This is a genomic window from Paraburkholderia sp. ZP32-5, assembly GCF_021390495.1.
Taxonomy (GTDB): Bacteria; Pseudomonadota; Gammaproteobacteria; order Burkholderiales; family Burkholderiaceae; genus Paraburkholderia.
On the sequence record NZ_JAJEJP010000001.1, the window covers coordinates 587,094 to 607,647 of the forward strand.

Annotated in this window: 13 protein-coding genes; 7 read left to right on the forward strand and 6 right to left on the reverse strand. The window is 65.3% G+C overall.

What is annotated here, in order from left to right; all coding sequences use genetic code 11:
* Positions 1-69: 69 nt before the first annotated feature.
* From tldD to L0U82_RS02575, 3 genes are all read right to left on the reverse strand, one after another.
* Entirely contained in the window at positions 70-1,536 is a 1,467-nt protein-coding gene (tldD, locus tag L0U82_RS02565; protein WP_233828298.1) for a metalloprotease TldD, read from the reverse strand.
* A gap of 93 nt (positions 1,537-1,629) precedes the next feature.
* Positions 1,630-2,493: a carbon-nitrogen hydrolase family protein gene (locus L0U82_RS02570; RefSeq protein ID WP_233828300.1), complete on the reverse strand. Its 864-nt coding sequence runs from the start codon at positions 2,491-2,493 to the stop codon at positions 1,630-1,632.
* Between the two features lie 219 nt (positions 2,494-2,712).
* On the reverse strand, positions 2,713-6,954 hold the full coding sequence (locus L0U82_RS02575; RefSeq protein WP_233828302.1) for a YhdP family protein: 4,242 nt from the start codon (positions 6,952-6,954) through the stop codon (positions 2,713-2,715).
* A gap of 109 nt (positions 6,955-7,063) precedes the next feature.
* Between L0U82_RS02575 and glnE the strand changes: the two genes are divergently transcribed.
* On the forward strand, positions 7,064-9,991 hold the full coding sequence (gene glnE / locus L0U82_RS02580; protein WP_442793627.1) for a bifunctional [glutamate--ammonia ligase]-adenylyl-L-tyrosine phosphorylase/[glutamate--ammonia-ligase] adenylyltransferase: 2,928 nt from the start codon (positions 7,064-7,066) through the stop codon (positions 9,989-9,991).
* 125 nt (positions 9,992-10,116) lie between these two features.
* Here the strand turns inward: glnE and recN are convergent, their stop codons facing one another.
* Entirely contained in the window at positions 10,117-11,784 is a 1,668-nt protein-coding gene (gene recN / locus L0U82_RS02585) for a DNA repair protein RecN (protein WP_233828304.1), read from the reverse strand.
* A gap of 74 nt (positions 11,785-11,858) precedes the next feature.
* Positions 11,859-12,773, reverse strand: coding sequence for an NAD kinase (locus L0U82_RS02590; protein ID WP_233828305.1), 915 nt, complete (start codon positions 12,771-12,773; stop codon positions 11,859-11,861).
* 280 nt (positions 12,774-13,053) lie between these two features.
* On the opposite strand from L0U82_RS02590, the gene hrcA reads away from it, so the two are divergent.
* The 3 genes from hrcA to L0U82_RS02605 all read left to right on the forward strand — a co-directional run bounded on the left by hrcA (position 13,054) and on the right by L0U82_RS02605 (position 15,773).
* Positions 13,054-14,073, forward strand: a complete 1,020-nt coding sequence (gene hrcA / locus L0U82_RS02595) for a heat-inducible transcriptional repressor HrcA (RefSeq protein ID WP_233828306.1) — start codon at positions 13,054-13,056, stop codon at positions 14,071-14,073.
* 214 nt (positions 14,074-14,287) lie between these two features.
* Entirely contained in the window at positions 14,288-15,358 is a 1,071-nt protein-coding gene (gene hemH, locus L0U82_RS02600; protein ID WP_233833091.1) for a ferrochelatase, read from the forward strand.
* Positions 15,359-15,365: 7 nt separating this feature from the next.
* A complete protein-coding gene (locus tag L0U82_RS02605) occupies positions 15,366-15,773 on the forward strand; it encodes an RNA-binding S4 domain-containing protein (protein WP_233828307.1) in 408 nt (135 codons plus the stop codon).
* On the opposite strand, the gene L0U82_RS02610 is transcribed toward L0U82_RS02605, so the two are convergent.
* Positions 15,745-15,906: a hypothetical protein gene (locus L0U82_RS02610; protein ID WP_233828309.1), complete on the reverse strand. Its 162-nt coding sequence runs from the start codon at positions 15,904-15,906 to the stop codon at positions 15,745-15,747. The genes L0U82_RS02605 and L0U82_RS02610 overlap by 29 nt on opposite strands.
* 372 nt (positions 15,907-16,278) lie before the next feature.
* Here L0U82_RS02610 and grpE point away from each other — a divergent pair, with 372 nt between their 5' ends.
* The 3 genes from grpE to dnaJ all read left to right on the forward strand — a co-directional run bounded on the left by grpE (position 16,279) and on the right by dnaJ (position 20,545).
* Positions 16,279-16,860, forward strand: coding sequence for a nucleotide exchange factor GrpE (grpE, locus tag L0U82_RS02615; RefSeq protein ID WP_233828311.1), 582 nt, complete (start codon positions 16,279-16,281; stop codon positions 16,858-16,860).
* A gap of 326 nt (positions 16,861-17,186) precedes the next feature.
* Complete coding sequence (dnaK, locus tag L0U82_RS02620) at positions 17,187-19,139, forward strand: molecular chaperone DnaK (protein WP_233828313.1); 1,953 nt, start codon at positions 17,187-17,189, stop codon at positions 19,137-19,139.
* A gap of 266 nt (positions 19,140-19,405) precedes the next feature.
* The gene (gene dnaJ / locus L0U82_RS02625) at positions 19,406-20,545 is read left to right on the forward strand and encodes a molecular chaperone DnaJ (RefSeq protein ID WP_233828314.1); all 1,140 of its coding nucleotides are present in this window, start codon (positions 19,406-19,408) and stop codon (positions 20,543-20,545) included.
* The last annotated feature ends 9 nt before the right edge of the window (positions 20,546-20,554 follow it).

The following is a 20,554-nucleotide window of genomic DNA, read 5'->3' on the forward strand; positions in this document are numbered from 1 at the left end:
GGCCGTAAAAATGCGGAAATTCCGCACGCTTCACGCGTTTCGTGCATGAGGCGTGCATTTGTTGCGCAGTCAGGCCGTACCGCCCACGGTCATGCGCTCGATGCGCAGCGTCGGCTGACCGACGCCCACCGGCACGCTCTGACCTTCCTTGCCGCACACGCCGACGCCCGAATCGAGCTTCATGTCGTTGCCGATCATCGTGATGTACTTCAGCGATTCCGGGCCGCTGCCGATCAGCGTTGCACCCTTGACCGGATACGTGATCTTGCCGTTCTCGATCATGTATGCCTCGGACGCCGAGAACACGAACTTGCCGTTCGTGATGTCGACCTGGCCGCCGCCGAAATTCACCGCATACAGGCCGTTCTTTACGGACGCGAGAATTTCCTGCGGATCCTTGTCGCCGTTGAGCATGTACGTATTGGTCATGCGCGGCATCGGCAGCGCCGCGTACGATTCGCGCCGCGCGTTGCCGGTGACCGGCATCTTCATCAGACGCGCGTTCAGCGTGTCCTGGATATAGCCCTTCAGGATGCCGTCCTCGATCAGCGTCGTGCACTGCGTCGGATTGCCTTCGTCGTCGATGTTCAACGAGCCGCGGCGGTTCGGCAGCGTGCCGTCGTCGACCACGGTGACGCCCTTCGCGGCGACCTGCTCGCCGATGCGTCCCGCGAACGCCGACGAACCCTTGCGGTTGAAGTCGCCTTCGAGGCCGTGACCGATCGCTTCGTGCAGCAGCACGCCGGGCCAGCCCGGGCCGAGCACGACAGTCATCGCGCCGGCCGGCGCCGGACGCGCGTCGAGATTGACGAGCGCCGCGTGTACCGCGTCGTCGACGTAGCGCGACAGCACTTCGTCGGTGAAATAGCCGTAGTCGAAGCGGCCGCCGCCACCGCCGCTGCCGATCTCGCGACGGCCGTTCTGCTCGGCGATCACCGTGACCGACACGCGCACGAGCGGCCGGATGTCGGCCGCGAAGCCGCCGTCGCTGCGCGCGACCAGCACCACGTCGTATTCGCCGGCGAGGCCCGCCATCACCTGCTGGATGCGCGGGTCGCGGCCGCGCGCCATCTTCTCGATGCGTTCGAGCAGCTTGACCTTGGCGGTCGCGTCCAGCGAATGCAGCGGATCGGACGGCAGGTACAGATCGCGCCCGGCGATACCGGTCAGCGACGAGGCCGCCTTGATCTTCTGCTTGCCGCCGCCTGCCTTGGCAATCGAACGGGTGGCGAGCGCCGCCTGACGAATTGCTTCTGGCGACAGATCGTCCGAGTACGCGAAAGCCGTGCGGTCGCCCGACACGGCGCGCACGCCGACGCCCTGGTCGATACTGAAGCTGCCCGATTTCACGATACCTTCTTCGAGACTCCACGCTTCGCTGCGCGTGTACTGGAAGTACAGATCCGCGTAATCGATGCGGTGCGTGAAGATTTCGGCGAGCGTGCGCGTGAGCAGCGACTCGTCCAGACCGTAGGGCGTGAGGAGGATGTCCTTGGCGGCGGCGAGATTACGGATACCGGGTTCGATGATGTTCATGCGAAGTATGTTCTGCTCGATACGAAGGGTTCGGGTGGCGCCTGCCCCGCTATATGCGTGACGGGCGCCGCAGTTTCAATGTCGATGCGGGCTTCAGTCGAGCACGCGATGACGCCAGGCGGGCAGGCTCTGCCGCACTTCGTCGATGCGCGCGCGTTCGAGGTTGCCGGCGACCACGCCGGCGCCCTCGTCGCGCACCGCGACGATTTCGCCCCACGGGTCGATCAGCATGCTGTGGCCCCACGTGCGGCGGCCATTTTCATGTTTGCCGCCTTGCGCCGCGGCGAGCACGTAGCACTGGTTTTCGATCGCGCGGGTGCGCAGCAGCAGCTCCCAGTGCGCGCGACCGGTCGTGTAGGTGAACGCCGACGGCACCACGATCAGCGCGCAGTCGCCCATGCGCCGATATAGCTCCGGGAAGCGCAGATCGTAGCAGACCGACAGGCCGACCCGGCCGAACGGGGCCTCGAAGCCGCGCACCTCGGTGCCGGGACGGATCGTGCGCGCTTCGTCGAACGATTCTTCGCCTTTCTCGAAATTGAACAGATGGATCTTGTCGTAGCGCGCGGCTTCGTTGCCGTCCGGGTCGAACACCAGCGTCGTGTTTAGCACGCGCGAGGCTTCCGGCGCGGTCAGCGGTAGCGTGCCGCCGATGATCCAGATGCGGTGGCGCCGCGCGGCATCGGCGAGAAAGCGCTGGATCGGGCCGTCCTGATAAGACTCGCGCACGGCGAGCTTGTCCGTGTCCTTGAAGCCCATGAAGCAGAAATATTCGGGCAGCAGCACGAGCTGCGCGCCATCGGCCGCGGCTTCATCGATCAGGCGCCCGGCCTCGGCCAGATTGCGCTCGCGATCGGGCGTGCTCACCATCTGCAGCGCGGCGACCCGGAACGGGCTGCCGGCGGGGCCGCTCGCTGCCGCGGCCGAAGAGGAAGAAGATATCTGTGTGTCGCTCATGAGCGTATCGAAAGACTCCCGGCAGGGCGGCGTGGCGAGGCGCACGCTGCTTGCATCGTTCAGGGCTGGCTTGGCGGCCGTCGACGCGCATTGGGTTGGGGCTGGAGGACCGGCCGTGTCTGGCCGGCTGGATCGGCGCCGAAGCGGGTTCAGGCAGGCCGGAGCGGCGGACCGGAAAAAACCGGCGTGGCCGGAACCAGCCCACGCGGCCAGCGAAACTCAGTGCGCTTCCACGGTCGAAGCGGGAGCGTCCATCTTACCCCGTTCGGTCGTGACCCGCTCGACGCGCGGCTTCGTCCACGAGCCGGTAATCCAGTACTCGCGCGCGAACACATGCGACACCGAGTGCGAGAACGCGAGGTCGGCGACCAGCGCGCCGAGACCAAACAGCGGATTGACGACCGTCGCGGCGACCACCGCCGCACCCGCGCTGACGGTCGGCACGACATGCAGGTGCATGTCCTGAGTCTTCTGCGCGATATCGACCGAGCCGGTCATCTCGGCGCGCGCCGGCGCGGTCACCATCCTGAAGTTATCGGTGCGGGCGATGCCGTCATGAATCTGCGCGGTGCCGGTCACGCTGGAGAACGGCAGCCCCTCGCCGATCACGTCGCGGAAATCGAGCGTCGCGATGCGTGCGAGGCTTTGCAGGCTGAGCACGCCAAGCAGCGTCGCGACGCCTGGATCGACCTTCAGGATCTGGCCGTGACGCAGATCGAGCGCGAGGTTGCCGTTGAGCGTCGTGTAGTCGATCGTGGTCGGGCCGCCTTGCCACGCTACCTTGCCCGCCAGCGAGCCGCTGCCGTTTTTCAGCGTCCTCGCGAGGCCGAAGCGTTCGAGTAGCGCGCCGGCGTCCTTGATGTCGAGCTTGAAATCGAACACGGTGCGCCGCGGCGTGGTTTCGTCCGGCGCGCTGTCGAGGTCGGTGGAGGTGCGCCAGTTCGCGGTGGCGGTGAGCGTCGCCGCCGGATTCGTCACGTCGAGCTTATCGAGCTGCCAGACCGGCACGCCGTTTTCCTCGAAGTTGTGTGCATTGACTTCCAGCTTGCCGATGTTGCGCTCGCGCAGGATCAGCTCGTCGACGACCAGATCGATCGACGGCATGTTGAGCGCCGGCGCCGACATCACCGGACCGAGCATGTCCTTGTCCGCGACCGACGGAATCACCACGCGCGCGAACCGTGCCTCCAGCTTGCCGGGCGAATCGCGCGTGACGCCCGGCAGCCACGACACGTGGCCCGATACCTGATTCGACGCGATGTTCGCCTGCCAGGTGCGATCCATGTGCGATGCGCCGACGATCACGTTGTCCCAGTGACGCTTGAAGAGCGTCAGCGTGTCGATGTGCAGCGCGAAGCGGCTCGGCAGGAATTGCGTGACGGTCGGATTAGGCGTGGGCGCGGGCGTGGCCGTCCGCGAGCCGGCGGCGTTGGCGCCGGTCGTGCCGCTGGCACCGTTCGCCGCGGCCCCGGCGCGCAACTGCGCGGCGAGCGCGCGCCATGCATCGGCGTCGAACGCCTTCACGTCGACCGCGGCGACCACACCCTCGGACGGCAGATCCGCCGGCCGGTTCACGCCGATCGCGCCGCGCACCACCTGCGGCGGCGTATTGGGCTGCAGCTTCGGCTGATAGCGCAGCACGTAAGCGGCGGTGGCCGGCCCGAACGTGAGGTCGAGCCGCTCCAGTCCGGCATCGCCGGGCGCCGTCGCCGGATTGACCGCGAAGTGCAGCGGCATTGGCGTGCCGACCGGTTTGTTGAACGGCGCCGGGAAGTCGAGCGCGAGCCCTGTCAGATCGGAGTCCGCGCTGACTTCCGGCAAGCTGCCGCGCGCGCCGCTGACGTTCAGCGCGTACGGCGCGCTGCCGCTCATATGCGTGAGCACCTGCTCGGCCGGGCCATGCAGATTGAGGCCGCGCGCCGCATCCACGGCGATATGGCCGCCGAGCGCGAGCGCGTACCTGCCGTCCTGGCGCAGGCCGCCGTTCGCGTGCACGTCGCCGCCGAGGAACTGCCCGGAGAGTCGGTCGAGCTGAGCCGTGTGTTCGGTGAAACGCACGCGGCCGTTCAGCTGCGACAGCGGCGGCACGTTGTTCGCACTGAGCCGGTTGTTCTCGAAGCCGACCGTGCCTTCCACGCTGACATGCGGCTTCGGTATGCGCGGAATCGTCAGCTTGAGCGCGAGCGACGCGGGCCCTTCGGCGCGGATCCGCTCGGTCTGGTGCCGCGCCATGATGCCGAGCGAGCTGTCGTTCACATAGTCGAGCATGTCGCCGAGCGGCCCGCGCGCGTTGCCCTGGATCGTCAGGTTCGAGCCTTTCGTGCCGAGGTCGTCGATCCTGCCGCGCACGCCGGTGAGCGCGACGCGCTCGTATCGCCCGCGCTCGATGTCGAAGCGCAGCACGTTCTGCTTCAGTTCGAATACGCCGTCGATGCCGTCGAACGCCGGCCATACGTTCGGTGTGCCGTTGCGCATCTTGCGCGGCGGAAACGGCGTCGGGTCGAATCTGCCGCCGGTGAACGGCGCGACGATATGGAACAGGCCGGCGTCGGGGTCGCGCGCATACGGGAACTTGGTCAGATCGCCATGTATCTCGATCGTGGCGCCGCGCGAAATGCCCGCCTGCAAGCCGTGGCCGAGGTAGATGCGGGTTTTTTCGGGGACCGCGGTCGGTAGATAACGGGCGATGTGCGCCACCTGCGCGCGCTGGAAGTCGGCCTTCAGATCGAGCGAGCCGCGGCCGTGGCCCGGGTTGCTGTAGTCCGCGGTCGCGGTGGCGGAAACGTCGGCGTTCGACACGCTGACATCGGCTAGCTTCAGCGCGAACGCCGGGCGCGTGCTGTCGGCGTCTCTCGGCAGCATCGTCCAGTCCGCGCGGGCGTGCAGACGGTCGAGCTTCAGGCGCGGATCGTCGAATACGCCCGGCAGCGTGATCGCGACGTTCGACGTGTCGAGCACCGCCTTGCCGCCTTTTTCGTCGGCATCGACACTGCCCCACAGATTTTCGATGCCGGGTATGCCGGCGCGCGGATGGCCGCGCGGCGTGAGCCCCGGCCCCGGCTCCTGGGCGGCGAAGCTGATGCCCTGCAGATCGCCCTTGAAGCGATAACGCTCGATCGGCTCCGAGCCCGTCGGCCGATGGTCGCTGCCGACCTCGCCCGATTCCGGCTTGCCGCGCTCCACCTCGATCACATAGTCCGACACCATCCCGCGCGGGTTGATCCGTACGAGTTCGTTCAGGAAGCGCCGCGGCAGCGGCAGCGCCCGGCTGAATTCGGCGAGGATGCCGAGGTCGACGCGATCGCCGCTGACGCTCAGCAATTGCCCATGCTGCTGCGACGCGGTCCGGTAACGCCCGTTCAGCGTCTGGAGGCTCAGGGTACGGGTGAGCGGCGTGCCGTCTTCGAGCGGCGGTACGCCGAGTTCAGCGCGCAGATCGGCGAGTTGCAGCTTGTAATCGCCTTCGCCCGCTTCGACGCGCCACAGAAAATGCGACATCGGCATCAGCAACTTCGGCTGCGTCGGGCGTACACGCAGCGCGACGTCGGTGCCGTTCAACTGGCCGCCCGCGTTGGTCATGCGGCCTTCGCTGAAGTCTATCCAGATCGCATTGTCGATGCGGCCGGCGAACGTCTCGATCGGGAATTTGACGTAGCGCGCGAGCGTCGGCAGATCGACCGGACCGGTCGAGATGTATGCCTGGCCGGTCCAGTTGATCGGCTTGCCGATCGCGGACAGCGGCGCGTGCCGGAAGTGCGTGCGGAAATCGAGCGGGCCTTGCAGCAACTTGCCTTCGGGCGGCGCCTGCAAGGCCATGCGGTGGTCGTAACCGTCGTTGAGGATCGCGATGCGGATGTCGCGCAAGGCGAGCTCCGGCGCGTCGCGCGTCGCGTCGTGCCAGCGCAGTACGCCGCCGCGCACGACGATCGCCTGCTGGCGCAGCAGCCAGGTGGACAGCGTGTCGTTGCCGCTATGGCGGGTCGGCACCGGCACCCCCGCCACCGACAGCACGCCGTCTTCGCTGCGCGAGACCAGCACGTCCGGCTGATCGACGATCAGGCTCGACAGCGCCGGTCGAAACTCCCACAGCGAGTGCCACGACACCGTCGCGGTCGCGTGCGGAATCGTCAGTGCGGGGTGTCCGTCGTGATCGCGGATGACCAGGTTGGTGACGTCGAGACCGGGCTGGAAGCCGCTCCAGTGCGGCGCCAGCCGGCCGATCGTGAACTGGGTGTGAAGTTTCTCGGAGACCGCGGCTTCGATGCGCGGCCGGAACGCGTCGATACGCGGCAGCACCATGTAGCGCAAGCCGAGGAACAGTGCCGTGGCGATGAAGTACAGAATCAGCGCGAGCGTGACGAGCACGCGCAAGGTCCGGCGCAGCACGATGTGGTCGCTTGCGCTCACATGCCGGGCCAGCTCTTGTTCGTGCGGGTCGGCGGGATCGTTTCGCTCGGACATGCTGCGGCGGCTGGGCGTATGGTAGTTTTGCGAATTAACGACGAAATGTAACACACGGAAATGCCTCGGCGGACCTCCTGCAAACCCTGTCCGCACGCCGCCTCGCGGCCTGTCAGGGCCATCCGGCAAGGCACTCGGCGCGCTGCTTCGCGCATCGGTTACGATCCACCGACGTGCAACGAAACAACATCAGAACAACACCAGACGACGCCAATCAAGCAACGAGCGAGCCCGATTTTTGATGACTGACGCCACCCTCCTGAATTCCAGCTATTCCCACTACGCCGCGCGCGCCGCCGCGGCCCGCCCATCGCTCGTCGCGCAGGTCAGCGCGCTTGCCGCGGCACCGCTCACGCGCGAGCGTATCGACGCGCGTCTCGATGCGTTATGCGCCGAGGCCGCCGGTAACTTCGGCGCGACGTTGAACGAAGAGGCGCTCAAGCGCGCGCTGCGCCAGTTGCGCACCGAGGTGTTCTGCGCGGTGATGGAGCGCGACCTGGCAGGTGTTGCCGATATCGCCGAGGTGACCGGCGCGATGACCGATCTCGCGGAAGCGACGATCCAGCGCGCGCTCGCGGTGCTCACCGCCGATCTCGAAGCGCTGTACGGCGAGCCGCGCGGCCCGCAGGGCGAACGGTTGACGCTCGGCGTGGTCGGCATGGGCAAGCTCGGCGGCCGTGAGCTGAACGTATCGTCGGATATCGACCTGATCTTCATTTATGAAGACGATGGCGAAACCGCCGGCGGCCAGCGTTCGCCGCTCGCGACTCAAGAGTTCTTCACGCGCCTCGGCAAGCGGCTGATCGGCGCGCTCGCCGAAGTGACCGCCGACGGCTACGTGTTCCGCGTCGACATGCGGCTGCGGCCGAACGGCGATTCGGGACCGCTCGTGTGCAGTCTCGGCATGCTCGAAGAATATTTCTACGTGCAGGGCCGCGAGTGGGAGCGCTATGCGTGGATCAAGGGGCGGCTCGTGTCGGAAGGCGAAAGCGCGGCGGCGCAGCGGCTGTCGAAGCAGCTCGATGCGATCGTCACGCCGTTCGTCTATCGCCGCTATCTTGACTTCGGCGTGATCAGCGCGATTCGCGCGCTGCATCTGCAGATTCGCCAGGAGGCGCAGCGCCGTGCGTCGATGCGGCCCGACAAGGCCGACGACATCAAGCTCGGGCGCGGCGGTATCCGCGAAATCGAATTCAGCGCGCAGGTGTTCCAACTGATTCGCGGCGGCCAGGACGCGGGCTTTCGTGTACGGCCGACGCTCGCGGTGCTGCGTCACGCGGCGACGCACGGGCTGATGGATCCGTCGGTTTGCGTGAAGCTGTCGCAGGCCTACCGGTTCCTGCGCGAACTCGAACACCGTCTGCAGTACCGCAACGATGCGCAGACTCACGCGATGCCGGTCGACGCCGAGGACCGCGTGGCGCTCGCGCGCGCAATGGGCTGCGACGACTACGCGGCGCTGATGACGAAGCTCGACGCGCATCGCGAATTCGTCGAGCAGCAGTTCGATCAGATTTTCGCCGACAAGGTGGGCGGCCGCGATGGCTGCGCGGTGCCCGAGGACGGCGCGGCCGCTTGGGTGTGGAGCAGCGCGCTTGCCGACGACAGCGCGGACGATGCGTTGCGCGCGCGTCTGATCGAACTCGGCGTGGCCGAACCCGGCGATCTGCTCGCGCGGCTGCAGGCGGTGTGGCGCTCGGCGCGCTACATGGGCCTCGCCGAGCGCAGCCGGCAGCGTTTCGACATCGTCGCGCAGCGCGCGCTCGAAGCCGCGCGCACGCTGGAGCCGGCTGCACGGCGCGGCAATACGATCGCGCGTTTTTTCGACCTGCTCGAAGCAGTGAGCCGGCGCGGCGCGTACCTCGCGCTGCTGACCGAATATCCGCAGGCGCTGCATCAGGTGCTGGCGGTGCTGGGCGGCTCGCGTTGGGCGGCCGGCTATCTGATTCGCCATCCTCAACTGCTCGACGAATTGCTCGACGGCGAGGCGATCAACAGTCCGTTCGACTGGCCGGAATTCAAACGCACGCTGCGTCTGCGGCTCGCTGCCGCAGACGGCGTCGAGCAGCAGATGGACCTGTTGCGTCATGCGCACCAGGCCGAGGTGTTTCGCATTCTGCTGATCGACCTGGCCGGCAAGCTGAGCGTCGAACATGTGAGCGACCGGCTGTCCGAACTTGCCGACGCGGTGCTCGACGTCGCGCTCGAAGCCGTGTGGAACCAGTTGGCGAAACGTCATCGCGACGCGCCGCGCTTCGCGGTGATCGCATACGGCAAGCTCGGCGGCAAGGAACTCGGCTACGCGTCGGACCTCGATCTGATCTTTTTGTACGACGATCCCGACGATGCCGCCGCCGATGTCTACGCGACCTACACGCGGCGTCTGATCACGTGGCTCACTACCGCGACCGGCGCCGGCACGCTGTTCGATATCGACTTGCGGCTGCGGCCGAACGGCGAATCGGGCCTGCTCGTCACCGATCTCGACGCCTTCCGCCGCTATCAGCTGCGCGAGGGCGACGCGGCGAATACCGCGTGGGTCTGGGAGCACCAGGCGCTGACGCGCGCGCGTTACTGCGCGGGCGATGCCGAGATCGGCGCGAAGTTCGAGGCGATCCGCGAACAGGTGCTGACGACGCCGCGCGAAGCGGCGCCGCTCGCCAAGGAGATCGTCGAGATGCGCACGCGCGTCGAGGCGGGGCACCCGAACCATACGCCGGAGCTGTTCGATCTGAAGCACGATCGCGGCGGCATGGTCGATATCGAATTCACGGTGCAGTACTGGGTGCTGCTGCACGCGGCAAGCGATCCCGAACTGATCCGCAACACCGGCAATATCGCGTTGCTGCGCGAGGTGTCGCGTTTCGGTTTGATGAGCGAGGCGGAAGCGGAGACCGTCGGCGCCGCGTATCGGCGGTATCGCAAGTTGCAGCACACGCTGCGGCTCGACGGGATGGAGAAGGCGCGGGTCGATCCGTCGCTGGTGAGTGCCGAGCGCGACGCGGTGTTGGCGTTGTGGAAGAGGGTGTTTGGCTAACGCGTGGAAGTACTGCGCGTAGTGCGGAAACGTGGCCGGGATCGCGATGGCATCCCGGCCATTTTTTTCAAGCTGCGCGAATGGCTACGCGCGGCGCGAACCGCAGCGTGAACGTAAGCACGGACCTAAGCGGCCAGCATTTCCTTCGCGTGCTTGCGCGTGGTTGCCGTGATTTCGAGACCGCCGAGCATCCGCGCGACTTCCTCGATGCGGCTCGCCTTGTCGAGCGACGTCACGCTGCTCACCGTGCCGCCTTTGCCGTTGGTGGTCTTCGCGACCTGGAAGTGTTGATCGCCGCGCGCGGCAACCTGCGGCAAGTGGGTCACGCACAGCACCTGACGCGCCTCGCCCAGCTGATGCAGCAGCCGCCCGACCACTTCGGCGACACCGCCGCCGATGCCGGTATCCACTTCGTCGAAAATCAGTGTCGGCGTCGGGCTGGCCGCGCTCGCGATTACCGCCAGCGCGAGACTGATACGCGCGAGTTCGCCGCCCGACGCGACTTTCGCGAGCGGCCGCAACGGCACGCCGGCGTGCCCCGCTACGCGAAATTCGATCTGCTCGAGCCCGTGCGCGCCGCCTTCGGGCAGCGGCACCAGCGCGACTTCGAAGCTGCCGCCTTTCATCGACAGTTCCTGCATGCCGGTCGTGACCGCCTGGCCGAGCGCCTTGCCCGCTTTGGCGCGCGCCTTCGACAGTTTTTTCGCTTCGGCGACGAAAGCTTCTTTCGCTTTTGCCTCGGCGGCGCGCAGGCTGTCGAGGTCGGCGGCGGCATCGAGCGCGGCCAGTTGCGCGCGCCGCGCTTCGTGTTCTTCCGACAATGTCTCGGGCTGCAGACGGAATTTGCGCGCGGCCGAGTGCAGCGCATCGAGACGCTTTTCGACTTGCGCGAGCCGGTCCGGGTCGAGTTCGAGCCTCTGCGCGTAGTGGCTGAGCGAATACGCGGCTTCCTGCAACTGGATCTCGGCCGGTTCGAGCGCGGCCAGCACGTCGTTCAGCGCCGGGTCGATCTCAGCCAGGTCACGCATCTTCGAGACGATCGAGGCGAGGTGCGCGATCATCGCCTCGTCCGATTCGGACAGCGCGCCGAGCGCGCCTTGTACGCCGTCGATCAGATTGGCGGAATGCGACAGCCGCTTATGCTCCGCGTTGATCTCTTCCCATTCGCCCGGCTGCGGCGCGAGCTTGTCGAGTTCGGTGAGCTGCCACGCGAGCCGTTCCCGTTCGAGCTGCAGTTCGCGATCGCGCGTTTGCGCAAGCTCGATGGCCTGGGCCTTGTCGCGCCACGCACGCCACGCGCGGCTGACGGACGCCGCAGTATTCGACAGGCCCGCGTGCGTGTCGAACAGTTCGCGCTGCGCGTCCGGGCGCATCAGCAACTGGTGCGCATGCTGGCCGTGAATATCGACCAGCATTTCGCCGACCTCGCGCAACTGCGCGAGCGTCGCGGCGGTACCGTTGATGAACGCGCGCGAGCGGCCGTTCGCGTCGACCACCCGCCGCAGCATCACGGTGCCGCCGGGCTGGCCGTCGTCGGCCGCGCCGAGCGCTTGCGCGTCGAGCCATGCGTCGACCTGCGCATGCGTTTCGAATTCCGCGGTGATGTCGGCGCGGCTCTCGCCGGTGCGCACGACGCTCGCATCGGCACGTGAGCCGAGCGCCAGCGCGAGCGCGTCGATCAGGATCGACTTGCCGGCGCCGGTTTCGCCCGAGAAAACAGTGAAGCCGCTGTCGAATTCGAGATCGAGCGCGGCGACGATGACGAAGTCGCGTATCGAGAGGTGGCGAAGCATGGAAGTCGTCGGGTGAGCGTGAGAGTCGGGTGGCGGCGGCGCGTACGTTCCAGCGGACTGCGCCGCTTATGGCCTCATGGCCGTGGGTCTGGCCTCGTGTCTTCTTCGTGCGACGGGTACTCGTTCCAGTGCAGCTTCTTGCGCAGCGTCGCGTAATGGCTGTAGCCGACCGGATGCAACATCGGCACCGTATGGCGCGAGCGGCGCACCTCGATCGTGTCGCCCAGCTCCAGCGACGTGAACGACTGCATGTCGAAATTAACGTTGACTTCGCGCCCGGAGACGATCTGGATGCTGACTTTGGAGTCGTCCGGCAGCACGATCGGCCGGTTCGACAGCGCATGCGGCGCGATCGGCACCAGCACGAAGCCCTGCAGCTGCGGATGCAGGATCGGCCCTTGCGTCGACAGTGCGTAGGCAGTCGAGCCGGTCGGCGTCGCGACGATCAGGCCATCCGAGCGCTGGTTGTACATGAAGCGGCCATCCACCGACACGCGCAGCTCCGCCATGCCCGAGAAGCCGCTGCGGTTGACCACCACGTCGTTGAAGGCGAGCGCATGGTAGATCGGCGTGCCGTCGCGCACGATGCGCGCTTCGAGCAGCGCGCGTTCCTCGCGCTCGAATTTGCCGGACAGCATTTGCGGCACGATCTCGCGCATGTCGGAGATCGGAATATCGGTGATGAAGCCGAGCCGGCCGTGGTTGATGCCGATCAACGGCGTGCGGTACGGCGCGAGCTGGCGGCCGATGCCTAGCATCGTGCCGTCGCCGCCGAGCACCACGGCGACGTCGGCGCGCGCGCCGATCTCGGCGGGCCGTAGCGCCGGGTAGTTAGTGACGCCGATTTCGGCGGCGGTGTCGGCCTCGAACACGACTTCGAGCCCGAGCTTCGCGATGCACGCGGCGAGCGCGGTCAGCGGCTCGCCGATGCCTGGCGTGTTGTTGCGCCCGACGAGCGCGACGGTCTTGAACTGGCTGGTCACTTGCATGCCGGCATTACACCATAGGTAGGGCCTGAAAAGAACCGCCGACCAACCCTGTAGCGGGCCGGTGCGCGCGGGCCGTCGGCGCATGTCGCGATTATCGTTAGAATGGTGAACACCTGATGACATATGTACGGGTTAGAGTGCGAGGTTGCACCGGACCGCGAGCTCGATGCCGCGCCGGAGCGAACCCGCGCGGCGCGGCGGCAAGGTCGCGGCGCATGCGTTCGGGGCGAGCGCAGCGGGCGCTCGCGGTAGCCATGCCATTGAGCTAAAATTTTTCGCCATGCTAGATCCTCGCGCACAAACCCTCCTCAAAACGCTGATCGAGCGCTACATCGCCGAAGGTCAGCCGGTCGGCTCGCGCACGCTGTCACGTTATTCAGGCCTCGAACTGAGCCCGGCGACGATTCGCAACGTGATGTCCGACCTCGAGGATCTGGGGCTCGTGATCAGTCCGCATACGTCGGCGGGGCGTATCCCGACACCGCGCGGCTACCGGCTCTTCGTCGACACGATGCTGACGGTCGAATCCGCCGCGGACGAGGAAGCGGTGATGCGCGCCGTCAAGACCACGCTGCAGGCGGGCGAGCCGCAGAAAATCGTCGCCGCCGCGGCAAGCGTGCTATCCAACCTGTCGCAGTTCGCCGGCGTGGTGCTTACGCCGCGCCGCAGCCACGTGTTCAAGCAGATCGAATTCATGCGCCTGTCCGATAAGCGCATCCTGCTGATCATCGTGACGCCCGAAGGCGACGTGCAGAACCGCATCCTCGCCACGCAACGCGATTTCTCGCCGTCGCAACTGGTCGAGGCCTCCAATTACATCAATGCTCACTTCGCCGGTCTTTCGTTCGACGAAGTGCGCCGCCGCCTGCGCGAGGAAATCGACGAGTTGCGCGGCGACATGACCTCGCTGATGCACGCGGCCGTCACCGCGAGCACCGACGAATCCGACACCGGCGAGACCGTGCTGATTTCCGGCGAACGCAATCTGCTCGAAGTCGCGGACCTTTCGTCGGACATGGCACGCCTGCGCAAGCTGTTCGATGTATTCGACCAGAAAACCAGCCTGCTTCAGTTGCTCGACGTGTCGAGTCACGCCGCAGGCGTGCAGATCTTCATTGGCGGCGAATCGAATCTCGTGCCGATCGAGGAAATGAGCGTCGTCACCGCGCCATACGAGGTGAACGGCAAGATCGTCGGCACGCTCGGCGTGATCGGGCCGACCCGGATGGCCTACAACCGCGTGATTCCGATCGTCGATATCACCGCGCGGCTGCTTTCGATGACGCTCAGTCAGCAATAACAATCAGCAATAGCAAGCAGTCAACGGCAAATCAGCAGCGACTTCACTCCACGTTGCCGTAACGACAGGCCGTGCGGCAATGATGCGCGAACCCACGTGGTCTGCCAATCGTCCGAATGGCCAGGGATGTGCGCGGGGCCGCGCGCAATTCGCGCCGCTATAATGAATCTCCATTGAACCGACTTGCCGCTTGAAGCGGTTATCTCTGCTGCCTATGCGTTTCGATCTCGAGCGGCCCTCACAGAACGCTACATCGCATCGCGTCGCCGTGTTGCTGATCAATCTCGGCACGCCCGACGCGCCGACGCCGCGCGCGGTGCGCCGTTATCTCGCGCAGTTTCTGTCCGACCCGCGGGTGGTCGAAATTCCGGCGCTGCTTTGGCAGATCATTCTGCGTGTGCTGATTTTGCCGTTTCGCGGCCGTAGTTCCGCGAAGAAATATGCGGCGGTCTGGATGCCCGAGGGTTCGCCGTTGCGCGTGCATACGGAAAAGCAGGTCGAGGGCTTGCGCCATCTGTTGCAGTTGAACGACTACACGGTGCTCGTCGATTACGCGATGCGTTACGGCACGCCCGGTATTCCGGCCATGCTGAATCAGTTGAAACTCGCGGGTGCCGAGCGCGTGCTGCTGATGCCGATGTACCCGCAGTACTCCGCGTCGACCACCGCCACCGCTTTCGACGATGCCTTCTCCGCGCTCAAGCGCATGCGCAACCAGCCGGAAATCCGCACGGTGCGCCAGTACCCGGATCACCCCGCGTATATCGCGGCGCTCGCCGCGCAGGTTCATCAATATTGGCATCAGCATGGCCGGCCCGACTTCGCGGCGGGCGACAAACTGGTGCTTAGTTTTCACGGCGTGCCCAAGCGCACGCTCGACCTCGGCGACCCATACCACGAGCAATGCCAGCAGACCGGCGCGCTGCTGATGCAGGCGCTCGAACTGACGCCCGTGGAATGCCGCATCACGTTCCAGTCGCGCTTCGGCAAGGCCGAATGGCTGCAGCCGTATACCGCGCCGACGCTGAAGGAACTCGGCGCGGCCGGAGTGCGGCGCGCCGACGTGTTCTGTCCGGGCTTTATCGCCGATTGCCTCGAGACGATCGAGGAAATCGGCATGGAAGTGCGCGACGAGTTCGTGCACGCGGGCGGCAAGGAGTTTCACCGCATCCCTTGCCTGAACGCGTCGCACGCATGGATTGCCGCGCTGGGTGAAATCGTCGCGCAGCATCTGCAGGGCTGGCCGGTGCAGGCTGTGCCGATGCCGCACACGGCGGGAGCTTGAAACACCGATGAACTACCACATCTCAACCGAACCGGGCGCGAAGCTGCGCATCGACAAATGGCTGTGGGCCGCGCGTTTTTTCAAGACACGTTCGCTCGCCGCGGATGCGGTCGACAAGGGGCGCGTGCGCATCGGCGGCGCGGCCGTCAAGCCGGCCAAGGACGTGCGCGTCGGCGACCTCGTCGACATCGAGATCGACAGCGTTGCGTGGCAGGTGGAAGTGCTGGGGGTGTGCGACGTGCGCGGCCCGGCGAGCGTTGCGCAGACGCTTTACGCGGAAACCGGCGAGAGCAGGTCGAAACGGCAGGCCGAGCAGGAGCGGCGCCGCGTGTATCGCGAGCCGGCTGCCGCGCTGCATGGGCGGCCGACCAAACGGGACCGGCGCACTATCGACAGATTTTCAGGTGGGGATTGAAAAACTGTTCCATGGTGGCGCGCGCGCCGCCATATTCGGTGGTGCGGTCGTTCACCGCCCCGGACATGCAGATGGTCGTGGTGCCCGCGATCAGTACCAATGCGAGCACCCCGATTGCAATGGTCAGTTTCACGGTTCTCCCCTTCGGAAGATGGATTGAAACGGGCTGAATCGGTACAACTGTCAGGCGTCGTAAGGCTTACGTCAGATTAGGGTTAACGTGGCTTTTCCGATGTATGAATGGAGAATAGGCCACTTGCTGGTCGCACTCAATCTCTATCTGATTGCGCCACGCGGATGGTTGTTACGGCGCATTTCGCCTGCACGCGGTTGGTGCAAAAGAACTCGGAAAGCCGCTTGAAACGGTTCTTTCCGGCCCCATCTGCGGCTTTGATATGCGGTTGCGCGCAACGGCGCGTGTCGCGATCCGGCAACGCACGAATCGCGCTGCGCGTCATGTGACTGCGCTACCGTTGGCTTTTACTTTTTAACGACTTTCAGCGACATGGAAAACACGCAAGAGAACCCGACGAGCCAGAACCCCACGCCCGCCGACGAAACCGCGCGCCAGGCCGCAGAGGCCGCAACCGCCCAGCAGGATCCGGCAGCAGGCGCCGCCGAACCGACGCAGGCAGCCGGCGAGCAGGCGCTCGCTGACGCTCAGGTAAAGATCGCCGAGCTGCAGGAAAGCTTCCTGCGCGCGAAGGCCGAGACCGAAAACGTGCGCCGTCGCGCTCAGGAAGACGTCGCCAAGGCGCACAAGTTTGCAATCGAGAATTTTGCCGAGCATCTGCTGCCGGTGATCGATAGCCTCGAGGCAGCCGTGGCCCATTCGTCCGACGACCTGCAGAAGGTCCGCGAGGGCGTCGAGCTCACGCTGCGTCAGCTGAACGGCGCGCTCGAAAAGGGCCGAGTGGTCGCGCTGAACCCGGTCGGCGAAAAGTTCGATCCGCATCGCCACCAGGCCATCTCGATGGTGCCGGCCGAGCAGGAGCCGAACACCGTCGTCGCGGTGCTGCAAAAGGGTTTCGTGATCGCGGATCGTGTGCTGCGTCCCGCGCTCGTGACCGTCGCCGCGCCGAAGTAAGCGTCACGAGGCGTGCGCGAGGCGCTTCGTCCGTCTCGCGCGGCCTCGGCGCAATTGGGTGCGCCGGCTGCCGCCGCAGTAGAGATCCCGTCGATTCAGGCACTTGCCGCGCATCAGGCGGCGGATTTCGCACAAGCTGACGGAGCGCACCGGGATTACCCGTCCCCGATTGAAAAAATTTAAAGACCGCATCGCAAAAAAGGTCTTGAAAACGATGTGGCCGCACTTATTTTGAGTGCAGGTATGAATTGAGAGCGGATCGTCCCGCCGCCAGCAGGGCCAACCGGGCGTTTTCCGCAGCGATCAAAGTCAGGAGATTAGTAAAAATGGGCAAAATCATCGGCATCGACCTCGGCACGACCAACTCGTGCGTGGCGATCATGGAAGGCAACTCGGTCAAGGTGATCGAGAACTCGGAAGGCGCGCGCACCACGCCGTCGATCATCGCTTACATGGAAGACAGCGAGATTCTCGTTGGCGCGCCGGCCAAGCGTCAGTCGGTCACGAACCCGAAGAACACGCTGTACGCGGTCAAGCGCCTGATCGGCCGCCGCTTTGAAGAAAAGGAAGTGCAGAAGGACATCGGCCTGATGCCCTACAAGATCATCAAGGCCGACAACGGTGATGCATGGGTCGACGTGCGCGACCAGAAGCTGGCTCCGCCGCAAATTTCGGCGGAAGTGCTGCGCAAGATGAAGAAGACCGCTGAAGACTACCTCGGCGAGCCGGTCACGGAAGCCGTGATCACGGTGCCGGCGTACTTCAACGACAGCCAGCGTCAAGCTACCAAGGACGCAGGCCGCATCGCCGGTCTGGAAGTCAAGCGCATCATCAACGAACCGACTGCCGCAGCTCTCGCGTTCGGTCTGGACAAGGCTGAAAAGGGCGACCGCAAGATCGCGGTGTACGACCTTGGCGGCGGTACGTTCGACGTGTCGATCATCGAAATCGCGGATGTCGACGGTGAAATGCAATTCGAAGTGCTGTCCACGAACGGCGACACGTTCCTCGGCGGTGAAGACTTCGACCAGCGCATCATCGATTACATCATCGGCGAGTTCAAGAAGGAGCAGGGCGTCGATCTGTCGAAAGACGTGCTCGCGCTGCAGCGCCTGAAGGAATCGGCTGAAAAGGCCAAGATCGAGCTGTCGTCGAGCCAGCAGACCGAAATCAACCTGCCGTACATCACGGCCGACGCGTCGGGTCCGAAGCACTTGAACCTGAAGATCACGCGCGCCAAGCTGGAAGCGCTGGTCGAAGAGCTGATCGAACGCACGATCGAGCCGTGCCGTGTCGCGATCAAGGACGCGGGCGTGAAGGTCGGCGAAATCGACGACGTGATCCTGGTCGGCGGCATGACGCGTATGCCGAAGGTGCAGGAGAAGGTCAAGGAGTTCTTCGGCAAGGATCCGCGCCGTGACGTGAACCCGGACGAAGCCGTGGCCGTCGGTGCCGCGATCCAGGGCCAGGTGTTGTCTGGTGACCGCAAGGACGTGCTGCTGCTCGACGTGACTCCGCTGTCGCTCGGCATCGAAACGCTCGGCGGCGTGATGACGAAGATGATCAACAAGAACACCACGATCCCGACCAAGCACGCACAGGTCTACTCGACGGCTGACGATAACCAGAACGCCGTGACGATCAAGGTGTTCCAGGGCGAGCGCGAAATGGCGGCGGGCAACAAGCTGCTCGGTGAGTTCAACCTGGAAGGCATTCCGCCGGCACCGCGCGGCGTGCCACAGATCGAAGTGAGCTTCGACATCGACGCGAACGGCATTCTGCACGTCGGCGCGAAGGACAAAGCCACCGGCAAGGAAAACCGCATCACGATCAAGGCGAACTCGGGTCTGTCGGAAGCCGAAATCGAGAAGATGGTGAAGGACGCCGAAGCGAACGCGGAAGAAGATCACAAGCTGCGTGAGCTGGCCGATGCCCGCAACCAGGGTGACGCGCTCGTCCACAGCACGAAGAAGGCACTGACCGAGTACGGCGACAAGCTCGAAGCCGACGAGAAGGAAAAGATCGAAGCCGCGTTGAAGGACCTCGAAGACACGCTGAAGAGCAGCTCGAGCGACAAGGCCGCGATCGAAGCGAAGATCGAAGCGGTGGCCACGGCCTCGCAGAAGATGGGCGAGAAGATGTACGCCGACATGCAGGCTGCGCAAGGTGCCGAAGCAGCGGCGGCGGGCGCGGCAGGTGCTGCTGGTGCATCGGCGGGCGCGAGCCAGCAGGCCGACGACGTGGTCGACGCTGACTTCAAGGAAGTGAAGAAAGACTAAAGCCAGGTCGTCATCCGACCGTAAAGCCGCACACAGAGATGTGCGCGGCCCGGCGGCAACAACGGCGCCCCTCGTGGGCGCCTGCGTGCAACAGCGGTTATCGCGCCTGGCGAGCCTTTTGGGCTCTCCGGGCACATTTGTTTTATGGAGGGCGTTGTTTGGAACCGTGGATAAGCGCGGCGCAAACGGCGGCCGGACGAGTCGCAAGACTCCACAGCATTCACAAGGAGCTGCCGCGTTGCAGTGCGCGGGGGCGTTGAACCGATATGGCGAAACGGGATTACTACGAGGTTCTGGGCGTCGCGAAGAACGCGAGCGACGACGAAATCAAGAAGGCTTATCGCAAGCTCGCGATGAAGCACCATCCTGACCGCAATCCGGGCAACAAGGATGCGGAAGAGCATTTCAAGGAGGTGAAGGAAGCCTATGAAATGCTGTCGGACGCGCAAAAGCGTGCCGCGTACGATCAGTACGGTCACGCGGGCGTCGATCCGAACATGGGCGGAGCCGGTGCGCAGGGCTTCGGCGGTTTCGCCGATGCATTCGGCGACATCTTCGGCGACATCTTTGGCCAGGCGGCCGGCGGCGCTGCACGCGGCGGTGGCCGCGCGGGCCCGCAGGTTTATCGTGGCGCCGATCTGCGCTACAGCATGGAAATCACGCTCGAGCAGGCCGCGCATGGCTACGACACGCAGATTCGCGTGCCGAGCTGGGTTTCGTGCGAAGTCTGTCATGGCTCGGGCGCGAAGCCCGGTACCAAGCCGGAAACCTGCCCGACCTGTAGCGGTTCGGGTTCGGTGCGCATGTCGCAGGGTTTTTTCAGCATCCAGCAGACCTGCCCGAAGTGCCACGGCACCGGCACCTATATTCCCGATCCGTGCGCCCACTGCCATGGCGCGGGCAAGGTGAAGGAAACCAAGACGCTCGAAGTGAAGATCCCAGCCGGTATCGACGACGGCATGCGTATCCGCTCGGCCGGCAACGGCGAGCCGGGCATCAACGGCGGTCCGTCGGGCGATCTGTACGTCGAGATTCATATCAAGCAGCACTCGGTATTCGAGCGCGACGGCGATGATCTGCATTGCCAGATGCCGATTCCGTTCACCACCGCGGCGCTCGGCGGCGAAATCGAAGTGCCGACGCTCGCCGGCCGCGCGAGTTTCACGGTGCCCGAGGGCACGCAGTCGGGCAAGACGTTCCGTCTGCGCGGCAAGGGGATCAAGGGGCTGCGTTCGAGCATCGCCGGCGATCTGTACGTGCATGTGCAGGTGGAGACGCCGGTCAAGCTCACCGACACGCAGCGCGATCTGCTCAAGCAGTTCGAAAAGGCGCTGGTGGAAGGCGGTGCGCGGCATAGCCCGCAAAGCAAGAGCTGGTTCGATCGTGTGAAGAGCTTCTTCGACTGATCTGATTTG

Coding starts and splice junctions, on each gene's coding strand:
- hemH (WP_233833091.1), top strand. CDS start 14,288: ATGCGTTTCGATCTCGAGCGGCCCTCACAGAACGCTACATCGCATCGC.
- recN (WP_233828304.1), bottom strand. CDS start 11,784: ATGCTTCGCCACCTCTCGATACGCGACTTCGTCATCGTCGCCGCGCTC.
- L0U82_RS02570 (WP_233828300.1), bottom strand. CDS start 2,493: ATGAGCGACACACAGATATCTTCTTCCTCTTCGGCCGCGGCAGCGAGC.
- dnaK (WP_233828313.1), top strand. CDS start 17,187: ATGGGCAAAATCATCGGCATCGACCTCGGCACGACCAACTCGTGCGTG.
- L0U82_RS02590 (WP_233828305.1), bottom strand. CDS start 12,773: ATGCAAGTGACCAGCCAGTTCAAGACCGTCGCGCTCGTCGGGCGCAAC.
- grpE (WP_233828311.1), top strand. CDS start 16,279: ATGGAAAACACGCAAGAGAACCCGACGAGCCAGAACCCCACGCCCGCC.
- L0U82_RS02575 (WP_233828302.1), bottom strand. CDS start 6,954: ATGTCCGAGCGAAACGATCCCGCCGACCCGCACGAACAAGAGCTGGCC.
- tldD (WP_233828298.1), bottom strand. CDS start 1,536: ATGAACATCATCGAACCCGGTATCCGTAATCTCGCCGCCGCCAAGGAC.
- L0U82_RS02605 (WP_233828307.1), top strand. CDS start 15,366: ATGAACTACCACATCTCAACCGAACCGGGCGCGAAGCTGCGCATCGAC.
- hrcA (WP_233828306.1), top strand. CDS start 13,054: ATGCTAGATCCTCGCGCACAAACCCTCCTCAAAACGCTGATCGAGCGC.
- dnaJ (WP_233828314.1), top strand. CDS start 19,406: ATGGCGAAACGGGATTACTACGAGGTTCTGGGCGTCGCGAAGAACGCG.